At 52.7% G+C, this 14,108-nt stretch carries 13 protein-coding genes; all 13 read right to left on the reverse strand.

Features of this window, described 5'->3' with window-relative positions; all coding sequences use genetic code 11:
• Nucleotides 1-223: 223 nt before the first annotated feature.
• Complete coding sequence (locus tag RSX24_RS13810) at nucleotides 224-760, reverse strand: cell wall elongation regulator TseB-like domain-containing protein (RefSeq protein WP_236419714.1); 537 nt, start codon at nucleotides 758-760, stop codon at nucleotides 224-226.
• Between the two features lie 43 nt (nucleotides 761-803).
• Nucleotides 804-2,108 (reverse strand): amidohydrolase, encoded by a 1,305-nt coding sequence (locus tag RSX24_RS13815; RefSeq protein ID WP_343260947.1) that lies wholly within the window; start codon nucleotides 2,106-2,108, stop codon nucleotides 804-806.
• The gene (locus RSX24_RS13820) at nucleotides 2,095-2,802 is read right to left on the reverse strand and encodes a redox-sensing transcriptional repressor Rex (RefSeq protein ID WP_290371477.1); all 708 of its coding nucleotides are present in this window, start codon (nucleotides 2,800-2,802) and stop codon (nucleotides 2,095-2,097) included. Before RSX24_RS13820 ends, RSX24_RS13815 begins: the two co-directional genes overlap by 14 nt.
• Before the next feature lie 166 nt (nucleotides 2,803-2,968).
• Nucleotides 2,969-5,827 carry an ATP-dependent DNA helicase DinG gene (dinG, locus tag RSX24_RS13825; protein WP_236419720.1) on the reverse strand — a complete coding sequence of 953 codons (2,859 nt, stop codon included), beginning with the start codon at nucleotides 5,825-5,827 and terminating at the stop codon, nucleotides 2,969-2,971.
• A gap of 162 nt (nucleotides 5,828-5,989) precedes the next feature.
• Entirely contained in the window at nucleotides 5,990-6,622 is a 633-nt protein-coding gene (locus RSX24_RS13830) for a tetratricopeptide repeat protein (protein WP_339273206.1), read from the reverse strand.
• A 93-nt stretch (nucleotides 6,623-6,715) separates the two neighbouring features.
• Nucleotides 6,716-7,099, reverse strand: coding sequence for an aspartate 1-decarboxylase (panD, locus tag RSX24_RS13835; protein ID WP_236419724.1), 384 nt, complete (start codon nucleotides 7,097-7,099; stop codon nucleotides 6,716-6,718).
• A complete protein-coding gene (gene panC, locus RSX24_RS13840; RefSeq protein ID WP_339273209.1) occupies nucleotides 7,092-7,994 on the reverse strand; it encodes a pantoate--beta-alanine ligase in 903 nt (300 codons plus the stop codon). Before panC ends, panD begins: the two co-directional genes overlap by 8 nt.
• Complete coding sequence (panB, locus tag RSX24_RS13845) at nucleotides 7,991-8,866, reverse strand: 3-methyl-2-oxobutanoate hydroxymethyltransferase (protein ID WP_236419728.1); 876 nt, start codon at nucleotides 8,864-8,866, stop codon at nucleotides 7,991-7,993. Before panB ends, panC begins: the two co-directional genes overlap by 4 nt.
• Before the next feature lie 491 nt (nucleotides 8,867-9,357).
• On the reverse strand, nucleotides 9,358-10,335 hold the full coding sequence (locus tag RSX24_RS13850) for a biotin--[acetyl-CoA-carboxylase] ligase (RefSeq protein WP_343260948.1): 978 nt from the start codon (nucleotides 10,333-10,335) through the stop codon (nucleotides 9,358-9,360).
• Nucleotides 10,322-11,632, reverse strand: a complete 1,311-nt coding sequence (locus RSX24_RS13855) for a CCA tRNA nucleotidyltransferase (protein ID WP_343260949.1) — start codon at nucleotides 11,630-11,632, stop codon at nucleotides 10,322-10,324. Before RSX24_RS13855 ends, RSX24_RS13850 begins: the two co-directional genes overlap by 14 nt.
• Before the next feature lie 54 nt (nucleotides 11,633-11,686).
• Nucleotides 11,687-12,847, reverse strand: a complete 1,161-nt coding sequence (bshA, locus tag RSX24_RS13860) for an N-acetyl-alpha-D-glucosaminyl L-malate synthase BshA (protein ID WP_236419732.1) — start codon at nucleotides 12,845-12,847, stop codon at nucleotides 11,687-11,689.
• A gap of 113 nt (nucleotides 12,848-12,960) precedes the next feature.
• Nucleotides 12,961-13,656 carry a bacillithiol biosynthesis deacetylase BshB1 gene (bshB1, locus tag RSX24_RS13865; RefSeq protein ID WP_236419734.1) on the reverse strand — a complete coding sequence of 232 codons (696 nt, stop codon included), beginning with the start codon at nucleotides 13,654-13,656 and terminating at the stop codon, nucleotides 12,961-12,963.
• Nucleotides 13,653-14,093: a methylglyoxal synthase gene (gene mgsA / locus RSX24_RS13870; protein WP_236419736.1), complete on the reverse strand. Its 441-nt coding sequence runs from the start codon at nucleotides 14,091-14,093 to the stop codon at nucleotides 13,653-13,655. Before mgsA ends, bshB1 begins: the two co-directional genes overlap by 4 nt.
• Nucleotides 14,094-14,108 lie beyond the last annotated feature (15 nt).

Genomic DNA, 14,108 nt, shown 5'->3' on the forward strand with positions numbered 1-14,108 from the left:
TGCAAGCCGACAAGCACGTGCATCTTGCTAAAATTCCAGCATTTCCGTCATTCGAATTTGCACAACAAGTACATATCTGAGTATATCACATCGTATATACGATTTCGAAGGCGATTATTTGAAGAATTTATTAATTTTAACTACTTAAATCCAAAATTTTCATCAAAGTACGGCAAACAACCGATCAGCAACATTCGCTGTCGGTTGTTTGGTCGTAAGCATGTCAGCTGTTCGGAATCGTATATACCAGATCCACTTGCTCCCCATTGCTAAAACGATAGAAACGATAATAACTGTGTGTATCATCATGATAATAAACTTGCCATACATAAATTCCGTTCACGACGCCAGGCAGGATTCGCTTGATTTCGCCATTCGGGACTTCGGAAGCGAATCTTTGGCGAATTTGAGCTTCGGACATTCCGTTCTGCAGCAGCTCGCTATGCACTGCCCCCGCCCCGGACAACGGTTTCCCCGTCTCGTCGAACTTGACCCACACAATGACGTCCTGGTTATCCTTATTGGTGCCGCTCAGCGTCCAATAGATGCTGTCTTCGCCCTCTTTCTGTCCCCATACGAATTTTTGAAAATTATCGTAGGACGTCAGCTCCAGCTGCTGCTGGGCGGCCTGCAGGGCGAGCGCCTCCTGATTGCGCTGGTCCTTGGTCACATAGACGTAATAGCGCTGCAATACAATCAACGCCACGATCAGGATCAGCAGCGATATCCATATCCACTTTTTCTTTTTCTTTTTCTTCAAAAGCCGAACTCCCTTTCCCTGATGAGGCTGCGCCCATGAGAAATTAACGGGCGAGCAGGCCCTCAAACGCCGATTGAGCTTCACGCAAAATGCGTTCCTCGTCCATCGTCAGGCACTCGCCATGTTTCACCACTTGTTTGCCATCTACCCACACATGCTCCACGTCTTTGGCCGACGCCGAATAAATGGCATGGGAAATCAGATCGGTATGCGGGTACAGATGAGGCTGGTCTATGTTGACCCCGATGAAATCCGCCTTCATTCCCGCTTCAAGCAAGCCGGTATTGTCGAGGAAAATCGAGCGTGCTCCGTATGCCGTTCCAAGCAGAAGCGCTTCGCCGGCCGGAACCGCAGTCGGATCACCGGACACGCCTTTATGAATCAATGCCGCCAGACGCATCTCTTCAAACATGTCCAAATTGTTATTGCTCGCCGGTCCGTCTGTTCCCAAAGAAACGGTCACGCCCGCTTTCAGCAGCTCAGGAACTCGCGCAATGCCGGAAGCCAGCTTCAGATTGCTGCCCGGATTATGAGATACTGCAACGTTATGGCGAGCCAAAATCTCGATTTCCTCATCGTTTAAATGCACGGCATGAGCCACGAGGCAAGGCCGCGAGAAAAAGCCAAGCTTCTCCAAGTGCGCTACAGGACGCAGACCGTAATCGGTCACGTTCTGTTCCACTTCGCGCAGCGTTTCGGACATATGGGTATGAAGCGGCAAATTCAGATCATGGGCAACCTGCACAAACTTTTCTATGTAATCCGGAGGGCACGTATAAGGCGCATGCGGAGACATTACGGCAGTAATCCGTCCATTTGCCTTCCCGTTCCAGTCGCGGGCAAACGCAGCCGCTTCGCCGAGCTTGTGCTTCTGTTCCTCTTCGGAGCAAAGACCGATGACGCCGCGAGCGAGCGCTGCACGAATGCCGGATTGCTCCACGACTTTGGCAACCTGATCCATGTGATCATACATGTCCAAAAAAGCCGTCGTTCCTCCTTTGAGCATCTCAAGCACCGACAAGGACGCCCCCCAATAAACGTCCTCAGACGTCATTTTCGCCTCCATCGGCCACATTTTCTCCTGCAGCCATACCTGCAGCGCCAGATCATCCCCGTGGCCTCTCAGCAGCGACATGGCGGCATGTCCGTGCGTATTGATCAAACCTGGCAGAAAGAGCAATCCTTTTCCGTCCACTTTCGGCAGGCTTTCATCTTCTGCCGGCAAGGATTCGCCGATATACTGAATTTTGTCGTCTTCCACCACCATGTATCCTTGAACCACGTTCCATTCCAAACCTTTGTTTACGGCGAATTTGCCGTTGTGTATAACCCATTTATTTGTCGTCATCCTGCTCGTCGTCCTTTCCATTTTCCAAATAATACGCAAGGCTTAGCAAATCCGTCGTAAAGTCCGCATTATGAATACGAACATGCGGCGGGGTTTTCAAGATGGTTGGCGCAAAATTCAGGATGGCTTCGATCCCGGATTCGATCAACCGGTCGGCCACATTCTGCGCTTCGGTATCGGGGACGGTGATGATGCCGATGCGAATATTAAGGTTTCTGACCGATTCCGTCAGCTCATTCATCGCTTGCACTTTCAAGCTGTTGATTTGGGTGCCGATCTTGGGTTCATACGCATCGAATACAGCCACGATTTTCATGTTGTCCTTCAAGTAAGCATTATAGTTGGACAAGGCATGACCCAGGTTACCGGCTCCTACCAACGCAACATTGATTTGCTGGTCGATCTTCAGGATATGGCGGATTTTCTCAATGAGATACGATACGTCATACCCGATGCCCTTGCGGCCAAAATCGCCGAAATAGGCCAAATCCTTGCGGATCTGGGCCGGATTGAGGTCCAGGCGCTGTCCCAGCTCCTGCGAAGAAACCGTCGTTACCTCACGTTGGTGCAATTCACTCAAATAACGCAGATATACCGGCAACCGCCTCACGACGGCTTCCGAAATTTTATCTGATTTCATGTTTTTTTTGCTCCTCCTTGCCAAAGCGCGATAAATAGATGAAAAGGGAGGCATCCCGCCGTGTACTCTAATTCGAATCATTTTAGAGGAAGGATGCCGCCTTATATTTGATGTACTTCTTTAACGTATCAACCCGCAGCCATGTAATCTCAACAAGTGTACCGCCTTTTGCAGGCGTTTCGCAACATTGCCGAAAAATGTTCTGTCGTTTCTACCTGAATTAGGTTTGTTCAACGTCTTGTTCGAGCCATTCGCTGATGCGCGGAACCATTTGCTCGGTCAGCATGTGTTCCATTTTTGGCCCAGGCAAGGAATATAAAAAGTATTTTCCGTAATATGATTCGATCACCCGCGTATCGTATACGATAACAACGCCGCGATCCTTGGCTGTGCGAACCAGCCTTCCGAATCCTTGCTTGAAACGAATGACCGCCTGAGGCACAGACAGCTTCATGAACGGGTTTTTTTTCTGCTGCTGCAATAATTCACTTTTGGCTTCCAGGAGCGGATGATTCGGCGGCTGGAACGGTAACCTGACAATAGCCAGACATGTCAATGCATCCCCAGGTATGTCCACGCCTTCCCAAAAACTGCTCGTCCCGAGAAGCACCGTCGCTTTGGCGTCTTGGAACCTGCGGGTGAGCTTGGACCGGCTGCCGCTGTCCACGCCCTGACCGAGCAAGGAGATTTCGTTTCCGGACAATGCTTCCTTAAGCGGGTCATACACTTGGCGCAGCATGCGGTAAGACGTAAACAGCACCATCATGCGCCCGCGCGTAGCGATGGCCGTCTCGGCCAACGATCGTACCAGCATGTCCACGAAATGCGCGTCCCCGATCGACCCTTTCACGCTCGGGAAATCGCGCGGTATCACCAGCAGCGCCTGATCGCGGTAGCGGAACGGAGACGGCAGCATCGCCGTGAGCAAACGATCATGCTCCGCGGCTTCCTGCAGGCCAAGCTGGTCAATCATGAATTGAAACGACTTATCCACGGACAGTGTGGCAGACGTAAGCACGACGCTTCTTTTTTTATCGAAAAACATTTCCTTCAGCTGCGCGCTCACGTCCACGGGAACGGCATACAATTGCAGCGATTTGCTGCGGAACTGGCCGCTTGCTTCCATCCAATACACCGTGGCAGCATCGTCCATTCGCATGAAGAAGCGCAGGTTTTCGCGCAGCGTGGAAAGGTCTTTGAACAAGCCCGTAATGTCCGTGATCAAGCTGTCCGACTGATAGTCGTCCTGATCCTCTTTCAGCTCGAGCATCAGCTTGTCTCCCTTGCGAATGAGATCGCCAAGCGTGACGTAAAGCTGATTCTCCTCGTTCTGCAATTCCTCCCACTTGGCCGGCTTCTGCGTGCTCTTCAAACGCAGGGAAAATTGTCCCGTCTCTCCCGGAGAAGCGTCGGTCCGTTCCGGCAGCAGGTTAAACAGCGCCTCGCTGAGCCGATCCCATATTTCTTTGGCTTCCAGCGCAATCGGGAACATCTGGTCAATGGCCGATCCCCATTCGACGGAACGTTCATGTCCCGACAGCTGAGAACGCAGCAGCGGAAGCTGTCCGTTGCGGCTGTCTTTGAACAAACGCGTTAACGTATGCACCAATGTGAAATATTTCATATGAAGTCCAAGATGTTTTCCTGCTACATCTTCCAAGTGATGGGCCTCGTCGATGACAAGGCTCTCGTAGGACGGCAGCAGCTGATGGCTGGCCTTTACGTCGGTAAACAGCTTCGAATGGTTCGTGATGACGATGTCCGATAAGCCTGCTTCATGCTTGGCCCGGTGATAATAACATTTGCGGAACCAAGGACAGGAGCGCCCCAGACAGGATTCCGATTCGCTCTGCACCGTCTCCCAGAAGTCCCCGCCGCGGCCGCTGAGATTCAGTTCCTCGTCGTCCCCGGTCTCGGTCTGGGTAAGCCAGACGATCATCTGCGCCGCGGTAAAATAATCTTCCTTCGGCGTCGAAAATTCGCGGCCGTTAATCTTGTGCTCGAATTTGCGCAGGCACAGGTAGTGTCCTCGTCCTTTAAATACCGCAGCTTTAAAAGGAAAAGGCACAACTTGGGTCAAAAGAGGAATATCCCGCTCCCGCAGCTGTTCCTGCAGGTTGATCGTATGCGTGCTGACCATTACCTTTTGTTCCTGCTTCACGCTCTCATAGATGGCTGGCAGCAGGTAACCGAGCGATTTCCCCGTGCCCGTTCCGGCTTCGATGAGCAGGTGTTTATCCTCGCTCAGGGCTTGCCGGACGCTGCTGAACATCTGGGTCTGCGCCTCGCGTTCTTCATAATGCTCCAGCGTATTCTGCAGGTTGCTCCGAACCTGCTCCATATATTGCTCAAAGCTGATGCCTGCCAGCGGATTACCGTCCTTCTCGTCGCGAGGCGCGCCGATTTCGGTCCAATCGCTTACATTGAGCGCGAGTTGGCGATAATAGGTATGTCCATCCAAATCTTGAATGGGCTCGGCTTCCTTTTCCATGCGCAGCCCGTCAAAAAACCACCCCAGATCGCTGTCCTCGGGGGCAAAAAGGTCGCTCAGGCGCTGGATCGTAATGAGCGGCAATTCACGCAGCTCGTCAAAACACTTTAACAGCACGTATGCCGTAGCCAATGCATCGCTATCCGCCTGGTGCGGACGATCATGTTGAAAGCCGAACTCGGACGAGACGTACCCGAGCTGGTACGAGCTCAGCGAGGGGAACGTGATTTTAAGAAAATCGATCGTATCCAGAATGCGGCCGGTGAACGGCAAATAACCGCAGCGGTCCAGCGCGTTCTGGAGAAAATGAAAGTCAAAGGCGACGTTGTGCCCGACCAGCACGACATCATCCAGCAGCGGCACCATTTCCATCATCATCTCTTCCAATGATGGCGCGTCCGCCACATCTTCGTCCGTGATTCCCGTTAACCCCGTAATGAACGGCGGGATCGGAACTTCCGGATTTACATACGAACTGTATATTTGAGAAATGCTGTAGTCATGATCTATTATGGCAAGCCCGACCTGAATAATCTCGCCGTCGGACTGTGTGCCGGTTGTTTCAAAATCCAAAACGGCAAATTTCATTGCAATTTACGGTCCCTTCATTTCAGTCTATGTTACAGCATAGCAAAAAAAAGGGCTTTTGAAAATTAACTGACAAAAAAGCGGTGTCCCATCCGCTATGCCAAAGGAGGGGACACCGTTTTTCGCTCGCCGGCCGGCACGCCCTGCGGGCTATGCCTTGCGTCAGCTGATTCCATATTGCATTGGTCCGCTGCTGCGCCTGCAGGCGTCCATATTGTACAGCGGTTCGGTCAAAGTCGGGTCATGCTGCAGGGCCTGCGCAAACAACATCTGTGCTGCCTTGGTGTTTGCCTGTTTGGCTTCGATGCAGCCAAGGGCATTACACACAAGACCTTTGAGCCTCGGGGACCCATTCAGATGCAGAATGCGCTGCAGGTGTTCTTGCGCATCGGCGTTCTGCTCGAGATGAATATGCGAAAGCCCCAAATAATAACGGGCCAGCGCGCTGTCGGGATAGTCATTCACCACACGGGAAAATTGCATGATCGCTTGCGGGTACATTTGCAGCTTAAAGTATCCTTGGCCACGACTGAAACATTCCAAATGCAATTCCGGAAGGGCCGTCACTGCTTCCTGTTCCGGTTCAAGCTTGGCCGCAGGCCTCATGTCCTGCTCGCGAACCTGGCTCATTTTCTCCTCGAACATCAGCCATTCGTCGATGACGCTATCACTCATCCGCTTGAGCAAATTCCACTTTTGCAGCAATTCCTGTTTTTTCAGGCCCTCGGCAGAAGGGTAGCGCTTGATAATCTCATCTAACATGTCATTCATTTCCGCGAAAACATGCTGGAACATCGTTGCATCCCCACCCTTGAAAAAATGGATTAGTGCAGTGACCTGTACTCATTTTTTGCAGGGGGGTCCCTTTTCATTCTCGTTCCCAGCCGATTACATCACCGTGGCGTGAACTTCCTTTTTAGACGTTTGTACAGGTCGGTTATGCTCGTCGACGAAGACAACCGTAGGCTGGTGAACGTTTGCTTCTTCCTGGGACATCATTGCATATGAAATGATAATGACCGTGTCGCCCGGCTGTACCAGGCGCGCCGCCGCACCGTTCAAACAGATTACGCCGCTGCCGCGCGGACCAGGAATCACATACGTTTCCAGGCGAGCGCCATTGTTATTGTTGACGATCTGTACCTTCTCATTCTCCATCAGATCTGACGTTTCCATTAAATCCTCATCGATGGTAATGCTGCCCACATAATTCAAATTGGCTTCCGTTACGGTCGCCCGATGGATTTTCGATTTCATGAGTGTTCTAAACATGAGATGGCACCTCCGTAGTTTGCAGCATGGTATTGTCGATCAGTCTGGTTTTGCCGAACTTTACGGCGAGCGCGATCAAGAGATCGTCCCTGCCATGGACTAGCGCCTCATCCGCAAGAGGTTCCAGACTTGGAAATGCCTGAATTTCGGCATAATCAATGACCGCTCTCGGTGAACGGCCGATTTCTTCACGCAAAATGCGGCGAATATCTCCGGCAGTAATGTCCTTTTTGGCACGAACGGCATCTTCGGCGGAACGCAGCGCCTTGGACAGAACCAAAGCCTCCTGCCGATCCTCTGCGCTCAAGTAAACATTGCGCGAACTCAGGGCCAACCCGTCGCTCTCACGCACGATCGGGCACGGTACAACGGTAACCGGCATATTGAGGTCATTGACCATTTGCTGGATAACCGCAACCTGCTGCGCATCCTTCATGCCGAAAAATGCACGCTCCGGCTGCACGATATGGAACAGTTTGGAGACCACCGTCGTAACTCCGTCAAAGTGACCCGGACGGGAAGCGCCGCACAGGCGCTCCGTCAAACGGGATACCGACACGGTCGTTTGCGTTGGGCGAGGATACATCTCATCCACCGAAGGGATGAACACCAGATCAACGCCTTGAGCTTGAGCCGTGTTCAGATCTCTTTCTTCGTCCCGCGGATAGCTGTCAAAATCTTCGTTGGGACCGAACTGAATCGGGTTGACGAAGATGCTCAGCACCACGATGTCGCTCTGGCCCCTGGCAGCCTGCATCAGGCTGGCGTGTCCCTCGTGCAGGTATCCCATCGTTGGAACCAGGCCTACGATAGGTTCTTTTCCTTCGGATAACACAGCTTTGCGCATCAAGCCGATCTCGCGTCTTAATTCCGCGATTGTACGAATAACCTTCATGCGTTGCTTCCCACCTTCTCTTTGCGATGTCCGTACAACTGCTCGACAACGCCGTCGGCAGCATTGAATACATGTTCTTCGGCAGGGAAGGAACGTTCTTTAACTTCCTTGACGTAAGCTCCGATGCTATTGCGAATAAGCGTTCCAACGTCTCCATAGGTTTTCACGAACCGCTTCGGCATATAAGGAGACGCGTATTGAACCACGTCATGGAATACAAGCACCTGGCCATCGCAGCCTCTGCCCGCACCGATGCCGATCGTCGGAATGGAAAGTTCCTGCGAAATCGCTCTCGCGACTTCTTCGGTGACAAGTTCCAGCACAATGCCGAAGGCGCCGGCCGCTTCCAACGCCTTTGCCTCATCCATCAGACGTTTCGCGTCCGCAGCATCCTTGCCTTGAATGCGATATCCGCCGATTTGGTTGACCGATTGCGGGGTCAAGCCGATATGACCGAGCACAGGCACACCGGCCTGAACGACGGCTCTAACCGTATCTGCGATTTCGAGTCCGCCCTCGAGCTTCACGGCATGAGCATGGCCTTCCTGCATCAGCCTGCGCACGCCCTTCAACGTCTCGTCCACGCTGCCGTGATACGTCATGAACGGCATGTCGGCCACGATAAACGTATGGGAGGCTCCGCGGACAACCGAGCGGGTATGATACACCATATCGTCCAGCGTGACGGGTAAGGTAGAGTCGTATCCAAGGACGACGTTTCCCAATGAATCGCCAACGAGAATAAGATCGATTCCCGCTTCTTCCGCAAGCAGGGCGGTCGGATAATCGTACGCCGTAATCATGCTGAGCGGAATTCCGTCCTGTTTGTATTTTTTCATTTTCACGATGTTTAACGCCTGTTTGTTTGCCATTCTTGTATGGCTCCTTTCTCCTTTTCATTTCAAACAAAACAAAAAAACCTTTTAGTTTCCCACTAAAAAGGTCCCGAAAAGTTAGAAAAAACGTCCAACGACGCGCTTTCTGAAAGGAGACAGACCGCTTGCAGCGGAAATATTCTTGCAATACCAGGAACGAGTCGAAACCTCGAGGTTCGCGCCACTGATATTATCAAAAAAGAATCACCTGCGATCGTCCCTTCTGTCTCGGTCCTCTTCGGCTCAGAGCAGAATCCAACAACTCACTTTAACCGCGCCCGAAGCTGGTAATGCAGAAGCTCGTTCTTCATCCATCAGCTTAAACGGCGCATTGCTTATGTTGCGTTTCATCGCAAAATGGCATACTGCCCCGGAGTGCAATTCGGCATGTCTTTAACCGATATCGCCTCACGAAGACAGTATACCAGAGTTCTGCCCAAACTTCACGCGTAAATGTTCACTTCAGTTGCCGATATTCGACAATGTTTTCAGTCGATCAGCGATATTTCTCCCGAAACGACCATAACGCGTTCTCCGTTATCCTGTTCCACGAGCAGAGCGCCCGAAGGATCAAGGCCGATCGCACGGCCTTCGATCGAGCCTTGCGCATTATACACCTTCACCTGCCGGTGAACGGTAACCGATAACGCTTCCCAGAGCGAGGCAATGATGCCGAAGCCATCTTTTTTGTACATGGAATATAACCCTTCCAGCTCGTTAAGAATGGCTGCCGCCAGTGGGGCTCGATCGACCACGTGTCCCGTCTCCATTCGAATGGAGGTGGCGATCGATCTCAGCTCTTCCGGATAGTCGTTCTCCTCGAAATTGACGTCCACGCCGATGCCGGCCACGCAATAGCGCAGGACGTGGTCCTCCACCGCCGATTCCACCAATATGCCGCACATTTTGCGGCCGCCGATCAACAGGTCATTCGGCCATTTGATGCCGACGTCCGCCCCTGTGCATGCCCGAATGGCCCTGCAGACAGCCACCCCCGCCAGCAGTGTCAGCTGAGGCGTGCTTTGCAGGGGCAGATCCGGACGCAGCAGCAAGCTCATCCAGATACCCTTTCCTGCAGGGGAATAAAACTTTCGACCAAAGCGGCCCCGGCCCCCAGTTTGCTCCTCTGCCAGGACAACGATGCCTTCTTCATGCCCTTCCTCGGCCAGCTTCTGGACTTCGCCTTGCGTCGATACGGTCGAATTCAGCAGGACCGTCTTTCTGCCAAAAACGGTCGTTTTCAGGGCCAACTGGAGCGCGGCTGCGTCAATGCTGGCCGGCTTGGAAACGAGCCGATATCCTTTGCGGGATACTGCCTCAAATTCATACCCCAGCTCCCGCAGCTTGTTGATCTGTTTCCAGACCGCTGCTCTGCTAATAGACAAGTTGCGGCTGATTTCCTCCCCGGACACGAATTCGTCTCCGGAATTCAGCAGCATATTCAGCAATTCCTCATGCTTGGTCAAGCTTACTCACCCGCTTTACTTCAGCGACCAGCGCTTCCTGCTGATTCGCTATATTTCCGATCGCTGCTTCCTTCAGCAAGTGTTTCATCAATTGCCCAAGCCAAGGTCCTCCCTTGCGATCAAGCAGCCGTAACACATGTTCCCCCGTAACATCGAGGTCCTTTAATGCATGAACCTGCATGGAATCGCTCCACTCTGCAGCATGTGCATGCAAAACCCTAAGCCGCGCGTTTTCCTCTTCCTTCTCGTCCCGCCAACGCTCAGGAAGAAGCGGCTGGATGTGAAGCCAATCCCGGGTCGCCCGATCTCCGTAGGTCAACACGCCGGTAATCCATTCGGACCGTAAGCCCCGATCGTCATGATGAACCTTGATCAGATTACGAACGTGATCTTCCACTCGCAATACGCCGGTAATGCGGGCACGATCGTCATTCGAAAATGTCCAATCGCGAAGCAGGACATCCGCTTCGTCCCACGCATAACCACCGGACAACAGCAACAGCGACCAGCGCAAGATGGCACGTTCACCGGCCAGTTTACCGAGCTCGCCCAAACGTTTTCGGGAGAACCGTTCAGCGCTGACCGGAGCTTTGACATGTTCCAGCACCTTGCTCCGGAACAACAGCTCCAAACCGCGTAACGGATGCGGTCCTGCCATCATTTTAACCATTTCCGTGCGGACCCGCTCCATCGCGATATGCTGCAGAAGCTCACGCTGCAACACAAGGGCCTTCCATGTATTGTAGGTGATCCGAAAATGGAATACAGAGGAAAACCTGACGCAGCGAAGCATTCGCAGCGCATCCTCGCCAAAGCGTTCGTTCGGTGCACCCACACACCGGATTAACCGATGACGAATGTCGTCCTGTCCTCCGAAAGGGTCAACGACCTTCCCGTTTATGTCCATGGCCAGCGCATTCATCGTGAAGTCCCGCCGCTGAAGGTCTTCTTTCACGTCCTTGACGAATTGCACGGCGGACGGCCTGCGGCTGTCCTTATATTCCGATTCGGTTCGAAACGTCGTTACCTCAAAAAAGCATCCTCCGGACCGCACCGTCACCGTCCCGTGCTGCAGCCCTGTCGGGATGCAGTCCGGAAACAATTCCATCACCTGTTCCGGAGCGGCCGAAGTCGTAATATCCATATCGTCCACGGCTCGGCCGAGAAGTTCATCCCGAACGCATCCTCCAACCCAGTACGCTTCATAACCATTCTCGTTCAATATGCGCAACACGTTTTCGCTTTGCCGTGCCATCTCCCGATCTTCTACATGTGTCCACTGGATCACATCATTCACCTCATTACTTCCCGGCAGCGGCTGCTTCGTTCCAACGGCCTCTACCCTTTGGAATCAACCGCAAACCGGTTTCAGGTCAGGCACTTCACGCCCGAGCACCCGATAATAAATTTGTTCATACTCGTGACGAATGGCGTCGTTGCAAAAATCATGGTGAGCCCGTTTCAGGCAAGCTTCTCTAAACTCAGCGGTCAAACGGTCATCCGTCAACAAACGGATCGCGTTGTCGGCCATGGAAGCCGTATCGCCGATCGGCGACAGGAAGCCCGTTTTGCCGTGAAGCACAAGCTCCGGAATGCCTCCTGCTTGCGATCCGATGGTCGGCACGCCGCAGGCCATGGCTTCGAGGGCCACGAGTCCAAAGCTTTCCTTTTCGGAAGGGAGCAGCAGCACGTCAGCCATGGAGATCACTTGAGCGATATCGTCCTGTTTTCCCAGAAACTGAACTTTGTCGCCCAGTCCCATATCGTTGATTTTCCATTGGATTTTCGGCAAGTCCGGTCCTTCTCCGACAAACAGCAGCTTCGCCGGAACCTGCTCCTGCACCTGACGGAACACTTCAACGACGTCCTGCGTCCGCTTTACCGGACGGAAATTGGAAATATGCATCAGTATTTTTTCATGCGGAGCGGCGAATTCCCTGCGCAAACTGGCGGCGTCACGCGGGTAATACACCCTTTTATCGATAAAATTGTACGTCAGGTCGATGGGCCGCTGAATATCCAGCAAGTCCACGGTTTCCCGGATCAGATCGCGGGAAACGGCGGTTACGGCATCACTTTCGTTTATGGCCAGACGGATGAGGTCCTTCAACGATTCGTCCTGAGCCAGGACGGTGATATCCGTCCCATGCAGCGTCGTTACGACTTTAAGATCGTCGCCGACCATTTGCTTGGCCAAAAAGGCACAAACGGCATGCGGTACGGCATAGTGCACGTGCAACAGATCGAGTTGTTGAGATTTGGCTACCTGCGCCATTTTGGTCGCAAGAGACAGGTCGTAAGGCGGGTATCGAAATACATAGTAATCGTTGACCTCCACCTCATGGTAAAAAATATTTCTTTGAAATGTGCCCAATCTAAACGGGATGCTGTTCGCTATGAAATGAACCTCATGCCCCTGTTCGGCAAGCAATTTGCCGAGCTCCGTTGCGACAACGCCAGACCCTCCGAGGGACGGATAACAGGTAATCCCGATTTTCAGCTTTTGATCCATCCGGTTGGACGCCCCCTTGTTCTCCTGCTGATCTGCAGGTTGATAATGATGCAACGGAAAATAAAATATATGCATTCACAACAGGCTATCTTGCCTGATTGACAACGATGATTTTAAACGGAATCGCCGAACCTTTGAACGACGTAAGGCGTCAGCGTTGCGAAACCTTCGGCATATGCGATCTGGCTCCGCTGCCCCAGTAAGGAATCTCTGGCCTTTACCCGTTCCACGTAACCCGCATTCAGCGGCGTAGCTACAGAACCCGCCTCCATCTCGAACTGGGAGCGGTAACTTCGCAGCGAATTCTCCTTTTGCGCGTAGTATTCCGTAATGTCCATGATCAAATCCGTAGGTCCAATGTCGTTGATAAAATAAAAATACTGCTCCTTCACCTGCACGGCAGGCATGTCCGGCATGTAATTTCTCAGTTTGGCGTTAAATACGGCTTCTTGCACCAGTTTGCTGCACATGACATGGTCGGGATGACGATCCTCCCAATAAGGCGCAAACACGATGCGAGGAGCTTGGCGGCGAATTTCGGCGGTCACGGCCTGCACGTTATCCGGCGTAATATATAACCCCCGGTCTGGCAAAGCCAGATTGGTTCGACACGAAAGACCGAGGATGCGGGAGGCTTCCTCCGCTTCCTCGGCCCTGCGCTCTACCGTGCCGTTGGACGACATTTCCGCGCGCGTCAAGTCGCATATCCCGACCTTCAATCCCAACGCGGTATGTTTGGCAATCGTTCCGGCCATGCCGATCTCGGCGTCGTCCGCATGCGCCCCGAAAACAAGGATATCGAGGCTCATTGGGAATCCCCTGCATTTACTCCCGCTTCGGGCTTGTATTTATGTACGAGTTCCCTCCAAGCGAAATCACCGCGATCCAGCGCCTTCACCAATATTTCGGCCGTCGCGATGTTGGTTGCCAGCGGAATGCCTTGTACGTCGCACAAACGAAGCAGTGCGTTAATGTCAGGCTCATGCGGCTGGGCCATCAACGGATCACGCAAAAATATGATCAAATCCATCTCATTTTGGGCAACGAGCGCGCCGATCTGCTGGTCTCCGCCAAGCGGGCCGGATTCGAAGCGATGAATTTGCAGCGACGTGCCTTCCATGATGCGAAGCCCCGTCGTGCCCGTCGAGTACAATTGGTGACCATCGAATACGGATTCGTAGGCGGTCACGAAATTCACCATTTCCTCTTTCTTGCGATCATGGGCGATAAATGCGATTTTTAACATGATGACGGTCTCCTT

The sequence above is a fragment of the Paenibacillus hubeiensis genome (genome assembly GCF_032334105.1).
Lineage (GTDB): Bacteria > Bacillota > Bacilli > Paenibacillales > Paenibacillaceae > Paenibacillus > Paenibacillus hubeiensis.

What these genes read in the sequence shown, in the direction of transcription:
- dinG (WP_236419720.1), bottom strand. Translation starts at nt 5,827, where the DNA reads ATGAAATTTGCCGTTTTGGATTTTGAAACAACCGGCACACAGTCCGAC.
- mgsA (WP_236419736.1), bottom strand. Translation starts at nt 14,093, where the DNA reads ATGTTAAAAATCGCATTTATCGCCCATGATCGCAAGAAAGAGGAAATG.
- bshA (WP_236419732.1), bottom strand. Translation starts at nt 12,847, where the DNA reads ATGGATCAAAAGCTGAAAATCGGGATTACCTGTTATCCGTCCCTCGGA.
- panD (WP_236419724.1), bottom strand. Translation starts at nt 7,099, where the DNA reads ATGTTTAGAACACTCATGAAATCGAAAATCCATCGGGCGACCGTAACG.
- RSX24_RS13820 (WP_290371477.1), bottom strand. Translation starts at nt 2,802, where the DNA reads ATGCCTCCCTTTTCATCTATTTATCGCGCTTTGGCAAGGAGGAGCAAA.
- panB (WP_236419728.1), bottom strand. Translation starts at nt 8,866, where the DNA reads ATGGCAAACAAACAGGCGTTAAACATCGTGAAAATGAAAAAATACAAA.
- RSX24_RS13830 (WP_339273206.1), bottom strand. Translation starts at nt 6,622, where the DNA reads ATGTTCCAGCATGTTTTCGCGGAAATGAATGACATGTTAGATGAGATT.
- bshB1 (WP_236419734.1), bottom strand. Translation starts at nt 13,656, where the DNA reads ATGAGCCTCGATATCCTTGTTTTCGGGGCGCATGCGGACGACGCCGAG.
- RSX24_RS13815 (WP_343260947.1), bottom strand. Translation starts at nt 2,108, where the DNA reads ATGACGACAAATAAATGGGTTATACACAACGGCAAATTCGCCGTAAAC.
- panC (WP_339273209.1), bottom strand. Translation starts at nt 7,994, where the DNA reads ATGAAGGTTATTCGTACAATCGCGGAATTAAGACGCGAGATCGGCTTG.